We start from the raw sequence: 17312 nt of genomic DNA on the forward strand, positions 1-17312 counted from the left end.
AATTTTGAACCGCCCGATTTAGCATCGGCACTACCTGAACAGACGCATCTGCCAACACACGAGAAGCAGGACCGCGCTCCGGCCACTGTGGTCGGCAATCCGATGATTCTCCCAGCAAAGGTAGGTATGGCACAGGTCGCGGCACGGCGCGGGTACGCGGAGCCGGGCCAAGGTGTCGGCTCGTCGTTTCCGATCACATCGCCAGGGTGGCGTCCGGCTCGAACGGGGAAGCGCAATGAGTACATCCGAGCAGGAAATGACCGCGACGCCGACCTTCCCCATGGAGCGGACCTGCCCGTTCGCACCACCGGACGAGTATCAGCGGATGCGTGCCACCGCGCCGGTCGTCCGAGCCGCCCTGCCCAACGGCGCACCGGTCTGGGCGGTCACCCGCCACGCCGAGGCGCGGCTGATCCTCAGTGACCCGAGGATCAGCTCGAACACCGGACGCCCTGAACGGCCTCGCGGACCCGACGACGATCGCCCCGACGACGGCTTCTTCGTCGACATGGACCCACCGGAACACAGCCGGTTCCGGCGGTTGCTGATCTCGGAGCTCGGTGCCCGTCCGATGGACGCCATGCGGCCGGCCCTCCAGCGGATCGCCGATACGGCGATCGACGAGTTGCTGGAGGCCGGGACGCCCGCCGACCTCGTCGGTTCGTACGCGCGCCGCGTTCCGTCGCGAGTCCTCTGCGAGTTGTTCGGCATCCCGGCCGGCGACCACGAGTTCTTCGAGTCGCGGCTGCGGATGCTGTCGGTAACGAGTATGGATCCGAGTGTGGCGGCCCAGGCGTCCAGGGACGTTCGCGGTTATCTGCGAGAACTTATCGGCAGCGCCGAGCGTGAACCGCACAACGGAATGATCCGTCGGCTGGCCGCCAGGCACCTGCCCACCGGTGAGCTGACCACGGACGAGCTGATCAACATCGGTTTTCTCCTGCTGCTCGCGGGCTATGACTCGCCTGCGAACACGATCTCGCTAGGCGTACTCACGCTGCTGCGGCACCCGGCGCAGCTTGCCGCGCTGCGCGACGACCCGAGCCTGCTGCCGGGTGCGATCGAGGAGCTGCTGCGCTTCCACTCGGTGCAGGACTGGGTCAGCTTCGACCGGATCGCGACCGACGACATGGATATCGGCTCCGCGCGGATCCGCGCCGGTGATCGCCTGACGGTGCTGGCCGCATCCGCCAATCGTGACGAGCGGGCGTTCGAGGACCCCGACGAGTTCGACATCCGCCGGTCCGCCCACCACCACGTTGCCTTCGGCTACGGGGTACACCAGTGCATCGGCCGCAACCTCGCCCGCGCCGAGCTGCAGATCGCCTTCGGCACGCTGCTGACCCGGATACCGACGCTGCACCTGGCGACCGGGTTCGAGGAGTTGTCCTTCGCCGACGATGCCCCGTTCTTCGGGCTGCACGAGATGCCTGTCGCCTGGTAGTGCCGCCTATGCGCCGGCGACGTACGCGTCCTCGGCCGCATAGGGGAACCAGACGTCGGGGCCGTGGCGATCGACGAGATCGGGGAAGACGTCCTGCCAGCCTCCGCCGCCCGCCTCGGCCTCGGACACGGCGAGGGCGGCCCATTCGATGTCCTGGCGCAGCGCGTCGTCGTAGGAGACGGCAGGGCGGTATCCGAGCTCGGCACGGGCTCTGTCCATACTGAACACGATCGGCTCCGGCACATTCCACGGATGGAAACCCAGGCCGTCCGGACGCGACGGGCCCGCGAAGGTGACGATCTCCGCCTCGTGGCCCATGACAGCGAAGATCCTGGCGCCGATCTCGGCGACGGTCAGCGGGTCGTCGGCGATGTTGAGGACCCGGGCCGCCGGGTGCTGCCCGCACAGATAGATCAGCTCGGCGACGTTCGCGACCGCCGTGGTGGGGAACCGGCTCCGCCCGTCCTGGGCGAGTACGACGTGCGGCCGCTTGTCCAGCGCCCGCTTGATGAACGACCAGTGATCCAGCGATTTGCCGTACGGGCCGTGCAGCACGCCCGTCCGCAGAATGCTGACCGGCAGGCCGGGCGTCGCCAGCAGGCAGCGCTCCAGCGCCGCCTTCCCCGCCGGATAGTCGTGGGCGTCGCGCTCGACCGTCGGCCACGTCTCCGGGATCGGCACCGGCAGGCCGGGAGCCTCGTAGACCGCTCCCGACGAGATGACCACCAGCGAGCCGACGCGGCCGGCCAACTGGGCGAGCTGCGCACCGTGGTAGGGGGTGAACGCGACCGTGTCCAGGACCAGATCGTGGCCGTCGAGGGCTTTGAGCAGCGCCTCGGTGTCGGCGCGGTCGACCTGGACCGACACCACCCCGTCCAGCTCCGCGTCGTCCGGACGGAGCCGGCGGTGCCCAAGGGTCACCGCATACCCGGCCGCGGCGAGCCGGGCGGCCGTGGCCCGGCCGATCTGCCCCGTGCCTCCGATGATGAAGGCGCTTCGATCTTGGACCGTCACGAGCCGATATTAACCCGCCACAAAGGAAACCGCCCGGCGGGTGGTGGCCGCCGCAACCGCGCTCGGCCGGGACCTCAGCGCTGGACCGTCAGTCGCTCGCGAGCGCCGCGTGGACGGATGAGACCGCGCTCGCACCGTCGCCCACGGCGGTGGCCACTCGTTTCGTCGAGCCTGAGCGGAGGTCGCCGACCGCGAAGACCCGGGATGCGCTCGTCTGGAACGGCAGGGGCGTACCGGACGATCCGGCAGGCAGCCGGCTGTCCGTGAGGATGAAGCCGTCGTCGTCCTTGGCCACGCCGGTCAGCCAGCCCGACACCGGGTCAGCGCCGATGAAGCAGAACAGGCCGCGGCAGGCCAGCCGCTCCCGGCGTCCACCGGACCCCTCGACGGCGATCGACGCGAGAGTGCCGTCGCCCGCCAGTTCGCGGACCGTGCTGGCGGCGTGGACCTTGATCCGGGAATGCGCCTGGATTCGGTCGGCCAGGTAGGACGACATCCGAGTCCCGAGATCGGCACCGCGAATGATCAGATCCACCGTGGCGCCGCGGGCGGCAAGGGACAGGGCTGCCTGCCCGGCCGAGTTGGCGCCCCCGACGACCGTCACCGGCTGATTCTCGTACTCCCGGACGTCCAGGTCGGTCGCCGCGTACCGGATGCAGCCCGACTTCTCGAACGTCGCCCATCGCGGGATGTCGAGGCTCCGGTAGTGCGCCCCGGTGGCGGCGATCACCGCACGGCACTCGATGCGCGAGCCGTCCTCCAGCAGGACGGCCGGCCGTCGATCATCGGAGAGATCGAGGCCCGCCGCCGCACAGGGCGAGTAGATCCGCACACCGAACTTGAGCGCCTGGACCATCGCCAGCCGGGTGAGATCCGCGCCGCTGACCCCGTGCGGGAAGCCCAGGTAGTTCTCGATCCTGGCGCTCTTGGCGGCCTGGCCGCCGAGCCCGCTTCGATCCAGCAATACGGTGACAAGGCCCTCGGACGCCCCGTACACGGCGGCGGCCAGGCCCGCCGGGCCCGCGCCCACCACGACGAGATCAACGGGACGTCCGTCGGGCCGGTAGGTGAGGCCGAGCACCTCCGCGAGCGTTCCCGGCGTCGCGCGTCGCAGCACCGAGCCGCCGGCAATCGCCGCCGGAAGTTCGTCCTCTGCGAGCCCGGCAGACGTCATCAGCGAGCGCCCGGAGTCCGAGGTCGCATCGAGCCAGGAATGCGGCAGGAGCAACTGCGTCACATAGGTGCGCAGCGCGAGTGTCTCGGCGGCGTCCGGCCGGCCGACGATCTCCAGGGCGTTGCCGGCCACCGAGCGGATGAACTCGCGCCGTTCCCGGAACGCCTCAAGCAACAGGTCGGCGATGTCGACCTGCTCGGCGAGGACCCGGCGCAACATCGCCGCACCGATCCGGACGAGTGTCCCGGCGGTCACCACTCGAGCGGTCAGGTAGACGTACTGACCGGTCAGGAGATTGAGCTCGCCGAGGTAGTCGCCGGGGCCGCCGTGGTAGATCAGACGTTCCGGCTCGATCGCCGTCGCGTTCCGGACGATGTCCACGCTCGCCGTCAGGAGCAGGAAGAAGTCGTAGGAGTCGTCGCCGGACGCGTACAGAACCTGGCCGGCCTTGACGTGCTCCACCTCGCCGTACTCGGCGAGCCGGCGGGACTGCTCGTCGTCCAGGACCGGACCGCGCTGCGCCGCACCGTCGCTCACGTGGTTCCTCCGTGGGGTCGCGCTGCCCTCGCCGGGACGGCATGGGCCCTTGTGGACAGGGATCTCATTCGGGCGGCCTCCTCTCTCGGCAGGTTCGATCGCGGGTCAGCGTAGGGCCGGGCACTTCACGAGTACTGCATGAAAGATCCACGGACAGTTCCGTCGTCGTCAAGTTGGCCGATCTAGCCTGGCACCGTCGTAAGGTCGGCATGGGAAACGGGGCGGCTGGTCGGAATGAGTGCGAGAAGAAGTCCACAGCAAATGAAGCGGGGCTTGGCGGCTCACGTCATTTCCTATGTCGTGGTCAATCTGGCCCAGGTCGTGGTGTGGAGGCTCTTCACCCCGAAACACTTCTTCTGGCCTTTGTACTCGCTGGGCGTCTGGGGCGTCGGACTGGCGTGGCACATCTGGGCGGTCTGCTCGCCGTCCCGCCGGGTCCGGCACAGCCCGTCCCAGCGGGATTGACGCGATGTCGTTCTTCCTTGAGTTCGTACGCGATCCTCTGACGGTCGGCGCGGTCGCGCCGAGCGGCCCGGCACTGGCCAGGGTGGCCACCGCGGCCGTGCCCGGAACCGGCTCCCCGGTCGTCGTGGAGCTCGGCCCGGGTACCGGCTCGTTCACCGAGGCCATCCAGCGGCGCCTCGCCGGACGCGGCCGGCACATAGCGGTCGAGGTGAATCCACGATTCGCGCAGCAGCTGGCCGCCCTCTATCCGGCGGTCGACGTCGTACGTGCGGACGCGACCGACCTCGTCACGGAGCTGGCGCAGCGTGGGCTGCACCAGGCCGATGTCGTGGTCAGCGGCCTTCCTTGGGCGGCGTTCACCGAGGACCATCAGCGCGACGTGTTGTCCGCGGTGGTGGAGAGCCTGTCGCCGCACGGCGCGTTCACCACGTTTGCCTACGTGCATGCTCGATGGGCGCCACCGGCCCGGCGCCTGCTGCGCTCCATGCAGTCGCGGTTCGAGGAGGTGGTCATCAGCCGGACGGTGTGGGCCAATCTCCCGCCTGCTCTGGTCTACTACTGCCGTCGCCCTTTACGCGAGGCCGGCGATCGAGGTTGACCTGACATCACCCCGCCGCTGAACCCGATCAGCGGCCGGGCGTCCCTTCTGCCGGCCACATTTCCTCCTCGCGCACCCGCGGTCCGGCGCGACTCCACCAGGGGGCCGGCAGCCCACAGGTGACGGCTGAGGCGCTCGGCGACATGCTCGTCGTCCTGGGCGGCGGGCTCCAGTGCGTCCGCGACGCGCAGATTCAGCCGAGGCACGTGCCGCTGTGGCATGGTCCTGACGACCGACTCCCGGACCAGGTCGTGCGGGAAGCGGAACGAGAACGGGTCGCCGGGAAAGGGCTCGAGCAGGCCGAGGTCCTGCAACGGCTCGAGACGGTCGAGACAGGTCTGCACGTCAAAGCCGGCGGCGCGCGCGAGCAGAGCGAGGTCGACGTCCCGGCCGATGAGAGCGGCGATCCGCAACACCTCTCTGGCAGCGTCGTCAAGGCCGGCCATCCGGTCCTTCACGACATCCCGCACGGTGAACGGGATTCCGGCCCGCGCCGCGGCATCCTCGGTGAGCTCACCGCTGTCGGCAAGGAACCGGGACAGCTCCCGTACGAAGAACGGGTTACCGGCGGTACGGGCGTGGATGCCGCGAGCGACGCCGGCCCCGGGCGTCCGGCCGGTCTCGTGGCGGACGAGCTCCGCCACCTCGGCCGGTCCGAGCGGGCCGAGCCGGACCCGGCGATGACGAGGCAGCCGGCTCGCCGCGGCGAGCATCCGCGCCAGCTCCGAGCCCGGCATCGGCGCGCGGTCGCGGAGCGCGCCGATGACCACCGTGCCGCTCGGTAGCCGAGCCGCCAGCTGCCCGAACAGCTGCAGCGAGGCGACGTCGGCCCACTGGAGGTCATCGACGACAAGCACCACCGGCCGCAGCGCCGATACCTGGCCGACGAGGGCGACAGCCTGCTCGATCAGACGGAACCGGGCTCCGCTGTCCGGCGGCGGCTCCACGAGCCGGCTGAGCTCGCCTGACCGCCACTCCTCCCGCGCCGCAGCGGGCAACTCCTCAAGGACCGCGCCGACGGCCTGCACCCACAGCCACATCGACGGCGCGCCGTCTCCCTCGAGACAGCGCCCCCACACGACCAGCGCGCCGCGCCGGCCCGCCTCGGCGCCGATCTCCTCCAGCAGGCGGGTCTTTCCCACTCCCGGCTCACCCTCGACGAGGACGAGCGCCGTGCCTCCGGCACGTGCCGATTCCACCGCCTGCCGCAGCACCGCGAGCTCCTCCACCCGGCCGACCAGACCGCCGGTGGGCGGCTCCCCGAGGGTGGGGGCCGGCCGCTGCTCGGTGTGCGTCTCCTCGGCGCGGCCGGCGAGCGCGGGCCGCTCCTTCGGCGCGGTAGCCGGCAGTGTGATGCTCGCCGTCCTCGCGTGCGCGTCGTACCCGCCGGCCGAGGTCAGGGGCTGACGCAGTACCCGCTGGTACGCCTCCAGCAGCGCCGGGCCGGGACCGATGCCGAGCTCTCCGGCGAGCCGGGCGCGAACCGTCCGGAAGACCTTCAGCGCCTCTGACCGGTGACCGGCGGCGCCCAGGACGGCGACGAGCCCGGCTTGCACGGTTTCGTGCAGCGGAGCCATCCCGGCGGCCAGGTACAGGGGCTGGAGCACACGCGCGGGCCGGCCCCGCGACACTGCGAGCTCGGCCGCCGCCGCACACGCGTCGAAGAACTCACCGTCCAGTGCGGCGAAGATCGACATCGCGGTCGATCCGTGGAAGAGCCCATCACCCGCCGGCCCGTGCCAGTACCCAAGCGCACGTACGTAAGAGTCGAGCGCCACATCGGGGCGCTGCTCCGCGAGGCTGACTCTGGCCGCCTCGACGAACTCGCGGAAGGCGAGGAGGTCCAGCATGTCGGCGCCGCCCGCGAACAGGTAACCGTTGGCGCGGCGCTCCAGGTACGTGCCGTTCGTGCGAGCCGGCAACGCCGGTTCGAGTAACCGCCGGAGCGAGCCCACGTACTTCTGGAGAATGTTGACGGCCGTGGCCGGGACGTCATCACCCCAGATCAGATCGATCAACTCGCTCGTGCTGATCGGCTTGCCCGCGCGTGCGAGGAGCAGCGCGAGCAGGTAGGACTGTTGCCGAGGCCCGGTGGCCAGCTCGACGCCCTCCCGCCACAGCCGCAACGGACCGAGAATCTGTAACCGCAGGTTTCCGCCGGAGGCCGACGACCGTCCTTCGCCATCGGCGTCACGAGGCGACGACGTCGCCATGCCTGTTCCCACCCCCGAACCGTCGATCAGATTGCCGACCGCGATCAACGGCCGACCTCCATCGGGTGGCGGGCCAGCCATTCCAGGGCATAGTCCGCGACCCGCCGCCACCCGCTGTCCACGACGAGCGAGTGCCCGCGCCCGGGGAACTGCTTGAGGTCGGTGATCGCGGGTGAGTCGCCATACAGTTTGTACGCCGCACGCGTGACCACGTCCGGCACCGTGTGATCCTCCTGACCGGAGATGAACAGCAACGGCCCTCGGGCGGCGTTGCCGGTCTCGACCGCGGCCGGCGACGTGCGGGTGAAGTTCGCCAGCGCGGCCTCGAAGAGCGGGCGGCCCGGTGACGGGATGGTCCACCTGCCGAACAGTTCGTCGGACTCGTTCCGGCTGATCGCGTTCCCGAAGCCGTAGCGGAACTGGGCCGCGGTCAGCGACACCGAGCGGCGCCGGTTGGCCGGGTTGCCGAGCACCGGGAAGGCAGAGCGTAGCTGGGCGAACGGCAGTGGCTTGACCCCCTTGACCGGCGCCGGGTCGATGGCCACGGCGGCGCGCCCGAGGCCGAGACCGAGCAGCTTCTGCGCGAACAGCCCGCCGAACGAGTGGCCGACGAGCACCGGCGCCTCCGGCAGGTCACGGATGATGGCCGCGTAGTGGCCGGTGACATCGTCGATGCCGAGCCCGGCCACGGCGAGCGGGTCGCGGCGGGCCGCCTCGACGGTGCCGGGTTCGCCGGGCCAGCCGGGCATGAGCGGCGCATAGCCGCGGGCGGCGAACCGGTCGGCCCATGGCTGCCACGAGCCGGCGTGCAACCAGAGGCCGTGGATGAAGACGACAGGGATTGCGGTGATGGTCATCGCGGGCTCCTTCGTGGGGCGATACGGCAAATATCGCCGGACAGCCGGTGCCCGCTGATCTGTCAGATGACCTAAGTCGTGTCCGTCCGCAGCGCGTCGCGCAGAGAGGCGCGGGAGGTGATGCCGAGCTTCGGGAAGATCTTGTACAGGTGCGCGCCGACCGTACGCGGAGACAGGAACAGCCGCGCCCCGATCTCCCGGTTGCTCAGCCCGGTGGCGGCCAGCTCGGCGATCTGCCGTTCGTGCGGGGTCAGCGTGGCCACCGCGTCGCGGTGGGCCCGGGTCGGTTTGCCGGCCGCGCGCAGTTCGGTGCGGGCCCGCTCGGCCCAGGTCACGGCGCCGAGCCGGTCGAACGCGCCGAGCGCCTCGCTCAGCGCCTGGCGGGCCAGGACCAGCTCGCGGGCGCGCCGCAGCCACACGCCGTACGCCAGCCGGATGCGGGCCAGCTCGAACGGGAACGCCGCGCCCGCGGGGTGTGCGACCGCGGCGGCGAACAGCGCACCGGCCTCCTCCTGCGGCGCGGTGATCGCCAGCGCCCCTGCGGTGAGCAGCGCCAGGCGTGGGGAGAGTGCCGGCAGGCCCGCGTCCCGGGCGGCTTCGGCGTGCGCGCGGGCGGCGGCGTGCCGGCCCGTGTGCGTGGCGGCCTCGACCAGGTCGAGCAGGGTACGGGTGGCCTGCTGCGAGTACCGGGTGAACCCGCCAGGGGTGGTGATCCCGGCAGCGTAGGCGTACGCGGTCTCGTACTCACCCTCGCTGAGCGCGGCGGCGGCGCCGATCGCCTCCGCGTACTCGGTCAGGAACCCCACCCCGCGCGGCCGCCCCCAGGCGTCCACGGCCGCCTGCAGCTCGCGGGCCCGGGCCAGGTCGCCGCGGTACGCCGCCAGCAGCCCGAGGAATGCCCGGAACGCCTGGGCGAACAGCCCGTACCCGTGCTCGGTGGTGAGGTCCAGGCCACGGCGGCCGGTCTGCTCGGCCTCCGCCCACGCACCGGTGGCGATCTGATCGAGCATCACCACCTGGAGCAGGGTCATCACGCTGGTGACCGCGCCGGACTCCGCCTCCCTGTCGACCATGCGCCGCAGCAACGCCCGATGTTCGCCCAGCACTCCCAGGTAGAACGCGGAGACCATCAGCCGCATCGCATGCCACGGCGCGACGGCGGCCGGCCCGGCGAGCACCTCGGCGATCCGCTCCGGCACACCGTGGCCGCGGTTCACGACGTCACCCCACGCGTCCCGCACGATCGCCGTCGACGGGCTGACCCCGCCACCGAACCGGTCGAAAAGCGCGTCGGTGCGCGCCCAGCGGACCGGATCGACGGCGAACTGGCTGATCGCCAGCAGCAGGCTCAGCGCACGTTCGGTCAGCCGGGCGTCGTCGATCCCGGACTCGAGCAGTGCCGAGATCCGCCGGTGATTCGCGGCGACATCGCCGTCGCGGTACAGCGCCACGAATCCGGCGGTGATCACCGCCGCCGGGCCGTCCACCGCGGCGTCCTCGGCCAGGCCCTGCGCCGTGTCGAGCAAGCCGGCCTGCCCGGCGACGAACGCCGCGTCGGCCAGCAGCCGGGACCGGTCGGCGGAGCGGCGGCTCAGTTCCGCGGCACGGGTCAGCCAGGTGATCGCGATCGCGGCGCCGCCGCGCCTGGTCGCCGAGACAGCCGCCACTTCGAGGGCCGCCGCGACGTCGTCGTCCGGGTCGACGGTGGCGGCGGCCAGGTGCACGGCCCGCCGTTCCGGGCTGTCGCGGTGCAGCCGGGCGAGGTCGGCGTGGGCGGCGCGGCGCTCGTTCGGCGTCGCGGCCTGGACGACGGCCGACCGCACGAGAGGATGCCGGAACACCGGCTCCCCGCCGGCCGGGTCCGGGGCCAGCAGGCCCGCCTCGACCGCCCGGCCGACGCCGCGCATCCGGTACCGGACCGCACCGACCCTGCGGGCCGATCCGGCACCCGCGCCGTCCAGCGCCGCCCGAAGCAGCTCGCCGCGCTCCTGCTTGGGCAGCTCGCGCAGCCGCCCGCCGTAGACCTGCTCCAGCCGCCGCGACAGCGTCATCGTGCCGGAGTCCAGCAACGTGGATCGGGGCAATTCGAGCAGCGCCAGCGGATTCCCGGCCGCGGTCCGCAAGATCAGATTCCGGCGGTACGGGTCGAGCCCGGCTTGCCGCAGGTCGAGCAACTCGGCGGCGGCGTGCTCGGTCAGCGGCTCCAGGACCAGCTCCGGCAGCCCGGCCCCGTCGAACGGTGACGGCACCTCCGCGCGCACCGCGATCGCCACGCGCACCGCGGTACCCGCGAGGCGCCGCGCGGTGAACGCGAGCACCTGCGCGCTCGGCGCGTCCAGCCATTGCCCGTCATCGACGACCAGCAGCAACGGCGTGGCCGCCGACACGAGCGTGAGCAGGTCCAGTACGGCGATGCCGAGCGCCATCACCTGCGGCGCGGCACCGGTGGTCCCGGTGAAGGCCGCGTCGATCGCCGCCCGGTGCCCGGGATCCAAGCCGGCCGAGTCCGGCAGCAGCGGGGAGATCAGCTGATGCAGCCCGGCGTACGCCAGGTCCCGCTCCGCCTCCGTCCCGGCGCCGCGCACCACTCGGAACCCGGCGGCCGCCGCTGCCAGCCCGTCCAGCAACGCCGTCTTGCCGAGGCCGGCCTCACCCCAGAGCACCAGGACCGGGCCGGCCTCGTCGCCCAGCAGCGCCACGAGCCGCGATCGTTCCTCGTCCCGTCCGACGAGCTCACCGTGGCGCACGCACGAACCCTATCCGGACGTCGGCAACCCGGGTCGTCGAGGTGCCTGTGCCGTGCGCGGGGAAGGCGGTCAGCCCTTGACGGTGAGGAGCGGGCGCAGCTCGGCCACCGGGTCCGCCACACCTCCCGCGTGCAGGCTCGACACCACGGGTCCGATGTCCTTGTACGCCCACGGAGCTTCCTGCTTGAGGTCGCGCCGCCAGGCCGCCATCACGTCCGCACGGCGCGCCACGGTCGGATCGCGGTGGTCCAGCGGCGTGACCACGCGGAACTCGCGCAGGAACGCGTCGAGATCATGGTCGCCGGCCCGTGCGGTGGCGCCGCGCGGGACGCGCCGTCCGGCGCCGTGGCAGGCGCTGGCCAGCGTGCGGGCGTTGCCGCGGCCCCGCAGCAGGTAGCTGGACGCTCCCATGGACCCGGGCACGATCACGGGCTCGCCCCACATCGCGTACGGGCCGCCGGTCATCTGCTCGTGACCACCCGCCGGCGTCGCGCCTTTGCGGTGGATGACGCGGTCCTCCTCCTGCCAGAACAGGTTGTGCGGCGCGTCGTAGACCAGCCGCGCCGTCATCCGGCCGCATTCGGCGGCGAGCCCGGCCCGCATGGTGAGGGCGAGGAAGAACCGATTGCCTGAGGCGAAGTTGGCGGCGTTGCCGAACGCGTCCAGGTAGCGGCGCCGGGCGGCGGCCGTGCGCTCGTTCAGCAGGAACGGCAGGATCTGGTTGCGGGGTCGCGACAACCCCGGCGGCCAGGTCTGACGCAGCCGGTCCAGCGCTGTGGCGTTGGCCTGGTGTCCCAGCGCCAGTGAGCCGCTGTGCACCATCAGGACGACCGCGCCCGCTGTCAGGCCCCACGCGTACGCGGCGGCGGGATCGTGGATCCGTGCCACGTACTGCAGTTCGGCGAAGTGGTTGCCGCCGCCGATGCTGCCGATGAGACTGTCGTGGCTGGCGGCCTCGGTGCCGCCCGCGCTGGTGATCCAGTCGGCGAACGCCTCGGCGGTGCCGGTCGGGTACGCCGGAGCGTGCATGCGGTCCAGGCAGTCCTCGGTGTCGGTCGGCTGGTGGCCCTGCCAGGGGGCGTCGCCGGTGAGCAGGAGCCCCGGGAGCCCGTCGCGCAGGAGTGCCTCCCGCTGGGCGGGGGTGAGGGCGATGCGGCGGCCGCCCTCGAAGAACAGGTGCCGCAGCCGCCGTTCCAGGGCGTCCAGGCGCGGCCGTACCTGCTCCACGGTGAGTGAGGTGACCTCCAGCCGCATGCCGCAGTTGACGTCGTTGCCGACCGCCTGCGGGAGCAGCGCGCCCTCGGTCTCGATGACCGTGCCGATCGGGATGCCCGCGCCCTTGTGGAAGTCGGGGGTGAGGACGAGGCGGATCAGGCTGGGCGGCGGGCCGTCGTGGCCGGGTACGGCCTCGGCGAGGCGGGCGAGGGTGTCGGCGGTCTCCAGGACGGACAGCACTTCGTCGACGGCGGCCGGTTCGAGAGGCACACGTTCGTCGGCGCAGATGTCGACGGGGACGTCCCAAGGGTTCGGGAGGGTGAGCCACTGCTCGTCTCGGCGCATGAGACGGCGGTCCTGACGGGTGCGCATGATGGTGAAGTCCTTCGGGCTGCTGAAAGCGATGCAAGAACGGGCGCGGTCGAAAGCGCGCCGGAGAGGGCGACGGATCGGGGCCGTCGCCGTGGGCCTCGTGGTTCAGCAGCCGCGAGGTGAAGGCGTGTCCGACTGTAGTACGGCACGCGCCGCCCACACCACGGATTTACGTCTCCGCTCACGGCGGCGGGGCGTGCCGCCTGCGGGCGGCACGCCCCACGCGCTATCCGGATCACCGGCTACCCGTTAGCGGACGATGCCCTGGGTGTCGATGTGGTTGCCGTCCCAGTCGCCGATGAGGGGCAGGTCGGAGGGGTCGCCGTAGCCGATGGAGGTGGTGGTCTCGGTGGCGCTGGTGACGGGGCTGGTACGCATGTAGAAGGTGCCGTTCATGCGGACCCCGACGTTGTCCTTGCCGTCGCCGTCCCAGTCACCGACCAGCGGGGCGGCACCGGCATCGCCGTAACGGAAGGTGTAAGAAGCCGCTCCGGTCTGAGGAGTGTTGGACAGGTAGAACGTGGCATTCGTGGCGCTGTAGGCGCTGACGGTGTCCTTGCCGTCACCGTCCCAGTCACCGACCAGAGGGACCATGTCGGCGTCACCGTAGGCGACGGAGGTCGTCGTCTCGGTGCCACTGGTGACAGGGCTGGTGCGCATGTAGAAGGTGTTGCCCATACGGACCCCGACGTTGTCCTTGCCATCACCGTCCCAATCGCCGACCAGCGGGGCGGCACCGGCGTCGCCGTAACGGAAGGTGTAGGAGGCCGCTCCGGTTTCCGGGGTGTTGGACAGGTAGAAGGTGGCCGTGGTCGGGTCGAAGCTGCTGACCGTGTCCTTGCCATCACCGTCCCAATCACCGCGGATCGGGATCATCGGACTGTTGCCGTACGCGATGACCGGGCGGGTGGCCACGTTCGAGCTCTGGCTGTCGGACAGGTAGAACTCCAGGACACCGAGACTCGGCGAACCGGCGAAGGCCGCCAGGTCGGCCAGGCTGCCGTTGAACACCGTCGGCGAGCCCGGAAGGGTGCTGGAGGAGCCGGCGTACTGCCAGGCGGTGAAGCGTGACCAGCCCGCGGGCAACGCCCCGGGGGACCCGCTGTAGTTGGAGGTCTCCAGAGGGTTGGCCGAGAACGACTTGTTGCTCCCCGTGCACTGGTTCCACCAGTTGGGATTGGTGTAGATGGCCGCTTCCCGGCCGGTCTGCGCCTTGACCTCGTTCACGAAGTCGCGAATCCAGGTGACCATCTGAGTGGTCGACAACCCGTAGCAGGGATACATCGGGGCGGACGTGGTCCACCAGGGCCACTCGATGTCGAGCTGCAGGGGGAGGGTCTTGCCGTCGTTGACGTACTGGGCATGGGAGATCAGCCAGTCCGCCTGGGCCTTTCCGGTGTTCACGCCCTTGTCCGGGCGGCCGAAGGCGTAGGCCCCGATGTAGACGCCGTTGGCCTTGGCATTGTGGTAGTTGGCGTTGTACGTCGCATCGACGAAGTCGAGGCCCTCAGTGGCCTTCGCCCAGCCGAACTTGACGCCCTTGGCCGCCGTCTGCGCCCAGTCGATCGTTCCGGCGTGGTTGGAGACGTCGGTGCCGCCGACCGTGTATCCCGCCGGGACGGCGGCCTGCGCCGGCTGCACCCCCAGGGCGATCACCGATACGAACGCGGCCACTCCGGCCATGACACGGACGGCCCGCATGGATCTGATCATGAGATTTCTCCGGTTCCAACAGGGGCGGGTTTCCTGTCCGCCCCCGTGTCGGGGGGTGGGTCAGCGGACGATGCCCTGGGAGTCGATGTGGTTGCCGTCCCAGTCGCCGATGAGGGGCAGGTCGGAGGGGTCGCCGTAGCCGATGGAGGTGGTGGTCTCGGTGGCGCTGGTGACGGGGCTGGTACGCATGTAGAAGGTGCCGTTCATGCGGACCCCGACGTTGTCCTTACCGTCACCGTCCCAGTCACCGACCAGCGGGGCGGCACCGGCGTCGCCGTAACGGAAGGTGTAAGACGCCGCTCCGGTCTGAGGAGTATTGGACAGGTAGAACGTGGCATTCGTGGCGCTGTAGGCGCTGACGGTGTCCTTGCCGTCACCATCCCAGTCACCGACCAGAGGGACCATGTCGGCGTCACCGTAGGCGACGGAGGTCGTCGTCTCGGTGCCACTGGTGACAGGGCTGGTGCGCATGTAGAAGGTGTTGCCCATACGGACCCCGACGTTGTCCTTGCCATCACCGTCCCAGTCACCGACCAGCGGGGCGGCACCGGCGTCGCCGTAACGGAAGGTGTAGGAGGCCGCTCCGGTTTCCGGGGTGTTGGACAGGTAGAAGGTGGCCGTGGTCGGGTCGAAGCTGCTGACCGTGTCCTTGCCATCACCGTCCCAGTCACCACGGATCGGGACCATGGGACTGTTGCCGTACGCGATGACCGGGCGGGTGGCCACGTTCGAGCTCTGGCTGTCGGACAGGTAGAACTCCAGGACGCCGAGGTTCGGCGAACCGCCGTCGATGCCGACCGGTGAGGAGTAACCGACGATGTCGATGTCCGATCGCGAGTAGCTGTGGGCCTTGATCGCGTCGCCGCTGTTGCCCTCGATCGTGTAGACGGTGCTCGCGTTGGACGAGGTGACGATGCCGACGTGGTCGATGTCCCCGCTCTGGTCCCAGTCGAACACCAGCGCGTCCCCGGGCTGAGGGGTGTAACCGCTGGAGCGGGCGTGCCAGGTGCCGTACGTGGTCCCGTAGTCCTTGAAGGAGGAGGCCCAGCCGGTCAGGATGCCCCCGCTGGTCTCGGCCACGTCCGCGTAGCGCACCCCGGCGGTCTTCCAGACGTACTTGGAGAAGTCGGCGCACCAGTCGCTGTTGCGGAACTGCACGCCGTCCCCCGCACCGCAGCCGGAGGCCGACTTCCACGTGCGGAAGACCCCTGTGTAGTAGTTGCACCCGCTGCCCATGGGGTTCTCCTTGTTACGGGCCGCCTTGCCGGCTTCCGCCTGCGCGACCGAGACGATCGTGTCCCGGCTCGCCGCGGAGGCCGGGGCGGCGACGGCCGCCTGCAGCCCGACCACCGAGATCGTCGCCGACAGCAGGCAGGTGGTGGCGCGCTTGGCCATCGAGTTCTTCATGACGTCCCTCTCGCTTGCGTTGCTTGACGAGAACTGAGACTGGTCGGGGTCTCTCCAAATGGACTGCAATAGCGCTGTACCGGTCCGTACTGGCATGATCGGTGCGGGCACGAAACCTGGGAGATTCACATGGAGTTACGGCTCCTGGGACCGGTGGAAGTGTGGACCGGGGGACGGCAGGTGCTCCTCGGGGGCGCCAAGCCGCAGTCGCTGCTGGCCGCGCTCCTGCTGGAGGCGGGCCGCCTCGTCACGGTCGACAGGCTGATCGAGGCGATCTGGGAGGACGATCCGCCGACGACCGCCCGCGGCGTGCTGCAGACCTACGTCGCCTCGCTGCGAAGAGCCTTCACCGGCGCGGGGCTGCCCGACGTCATCGTCTCCCACCGGCTCGGCTACCTGGCCGAGATCCCCCCGGACGTCCTGGACCGGGACCTCTTCCAGCGGCTCGTCACCCAGGGCAGGCAGTCCTCCCAGCAGGGGCGGCACGAAGAGGCGGCCGAAACCTTCCGTACGGCTCTGCGGCTCTGGCGCGGCGAGGCCCTGGGCGGGATCGGCGGCGCCTACCTGCGCGCGGAAGCCGTGCGGCTGGAAGAGCTGAGACTGGCGGTCACCGAGGAGCGGATCGCCGCGGACCTCGCGGCCGGGCAGGACGAGCGGCTCATCGACGAGCTGGCCGAGCTGGTCGCGCTGCACCCGACGCGAGAGCGGCTGCGCCGCGACCTCATGGTGGCCCTGTACCGGGTGGGCAGGCAGGCCGACGCGCTGACCGTCTTCCAGAAGGGCCGCCGGGTGCTGATCGAGGAGATGGGCGTCGAGCCCGGGCCCGAGCTGCGCCAGGCACAGGAGGCCATCCTGCGTTCGGACCCCGCGCTGGCCAGGCCGGTCAAGGCCGCGCCCCGCATGCCTCGCCAACTGCCCTCCCCCGTGCCCGACTTCACCGGGCGCGAGAAGGAGATCCTGGCGCTGCGCGATCATCTCACCGGCCCCGGCGCCACCCCGATCTGCGTCATCTCCGGCCAGGGCGGCGTCGGGAAGTCCGCCCTGGCACTGCGTACGGCGCACGAGATCGCGCACCACTATCCCGACGGGCAGCTCCACGTCGAGCTGCGCGGCACCACAGGCACGCCGGCCGGTGCCGAGGAGGTGCTCGGGCGGCTGCTGCGCGAGCTTGAGCCCACCGGCGCGCCGCTCCCGCTCACGCTGGAGGAGCGCGCCAGCCGCTACCGGACGCTGCTGGCCGACCGGCGCCGGCTGATCGTGCTGGACGACGCCGCCTCGGAGGCTCAGGTACGCCCGCTGCTGCCGGGCAGCGAGGGCTGCGCGGTGATCGTCACCTCCAGGAACCGGCTCGCCGGGCTGTCCGGCGCCATGCTCGTCGACCTCGGCATGCTGCCGCCCGAAGCGGGCATCGACCTGCTCATCCGCATCGCGGGCGAGGAGCGGATCACCGGCGACCCGGAGGCGGCGGCGCGCATCGTCGGCCTCGACATCTTCCTGCCGAACGTCCAAATCTTGGAGGACCCATCATGGCGACCCGCTCGCAGACGGCGGCTGTG

The 17312-nt window shown here is 70.9% G+C and carries 12 protein-coding genes; 4 read left to right on the forward strand and 8 right to left on the reverse strand.

All coding sequences use genetic code 11. The features are described 5' to 3' along the window. The first annotated feature begins 256 nt into the window (after positions 1-256). Entirely contained in the window at positions 257-1444 is a 1188-nt protein-coding gene (locus ACWEPL_RS45785; RefSeq protein ID WP_452439921.1) for a cytochrome P450, read from the forward strand. Positions 1445-1450: 6 nt separating this feature from the next. Here the strand turns inward: ACWEPL_RS45785 and ACWEPL_RS45790 are convergent, their stop codons facing one another. Further along, the gene (locus ACWEPL_RS45790; protein ID WP_363971690.1) at positions 1451-2458 is read right to left on the reverse strand and encodes an NAD-dependent epimerase/dehydratase family protein; all 1008 of its coding nucleotides are present in this window, start codon (positions 2456-2458) and stop codon (positions 1451-1453) included. 88 nt (positions 2459-2546) lie between these two features. Continuing rightward, positions 2547-4169, reverse strand: coding sequence for an FAD-dependent oxidoreductase (locus ACWEPL_RS45795; protein ID WP_452439922.1), 1623 nt, complete (start codon positions 4167-4169; stop codon positions 2547-2549). A 261-nt stretch (positions 4170-4430) separates the two neighbouring features. Here ACWEPL_RS45795 and ACWEPL_RS45800 point away from each other — a divergent pair, with 261 nt between their 5' ends. Both ACWEPL_RS45800 and ACWEPL_RS45805 read left to right on the forward strand, forming a co-directional pair. Then, entirely contained in the window at positions 4431-4634 is a 204-nt protein-coding gene (locus ACWEPL_RS45800; RefSeq protein WP_363971694.1) for a 2TM domain-containing protein, read from the forward strand. 4 nt (positions 4635-4638) lie between these two features. Next, positions 4639-5232: a class I SAM-dependent methyltransferase gene (locus tag ACWEPL_RS45805; protein WP_363971696.1), complete on the forward strand. Its 594-nt coding sequence runs from the start codon at positions 4639-4641 to the stop codon at positions 5230-5232. Here the strand turns inward: ACWEPL_RS45805 and ACWEPL_RS45810 are convergent. The 6 genes from ACWEPL_RS45810 to ACWEPL_RS45835 form a co-directional block, all read right to left on the reverse strand. After that, positions 5190-7358 (reverse strand): AAA family ATPase, encoded by a 2169-nt coding sequence (locus ACWEPL_RS45810; protein ID WP_452439923.1) that lies wholly within the window; start codon positions 7356-7358, stop codon positions 5190-5192. The genes ACWEPL_RS45805 and ACWEPL_RS45810 overlap by 43 nt on opposite strands. A gap of 131 nt (positions 7359-7489) precedes the next feature. Next, the gene (locus ACWEPL_RS45815; protein ID WP_452439924.1) at positions 7490-8302 is read right to left on the reverse strand and encodes an alpha/beta hydrolase; all 813 of its coding nucleotides are present in this window, start codon (positions 8300-8302) and stop codon (positions 7490-7492) included. Between the two features lie 71 nt (positions 8303-8373). Continuing rightward, the gene (locus ACWEPL_RS45820; protein ID WP_452439925.1) at positions 8374-11049 is read right to left on the reverse strand and encodes an AAA family ATPase; all 2676 of its coding nucleotides are present in this window, start codon (positions 11047-11049) and stop codon (positions 8374-8376) included. 69 nt (positions 11050-11118) lie between these two features. Then, the gene (locus ACWEPL_RS45825) at positions 11119-12636 is read right to left on the reverse strand and encodes an RtcB family protein (RefSeq protein WP_452439926.1); all 1518 of its coding nucleotides are present in this window, start codon (positions 12634-12636) and stop codon (positions 11119-11121) included. Between the two features lie 249 nt (positions 12637-12885). Next, complete coding sequence (locus ACWEPL_RS45830) at positions 12886-14337, reverse strand: GH25 family lysozyme (protein WP_452439927.1); 1452 nt, start codon at positions 14335-14337, stop codon at positions 12886-12888. Between the two features lie 72 nt (positions 14338-14409). After that, positions 14410-15756: a CHAP domain-containing protein gene (locus ACWEPL_RS45835; protein WP_452439928.1), complete on the reverse strand. Its 1347-nt coding sequence runs from the start codon at positions 15754-15756 to the stop codon at positions 14410-14412. A 129-nt stretch (positions 15757-15885) separates the two neighbouring features. On the opposite strand from ACWEPL_RS45835, the gene ACWEPL_RS45840 reads away from it, so the two are divergent. Next, positions 15886-17312 (forward strand): BTAD domain-containing putative transcriptional regulator (locus tag ACWEPL_RS45840; RefSeq protein ID WP_452439929.1); only part of this gene is annotated, 1427 nt, incomplete at its 3' end.

The sequence above is a fragment of the Nonomuraea sp. NPDC004186 genome (assembly GCF_053603495.1).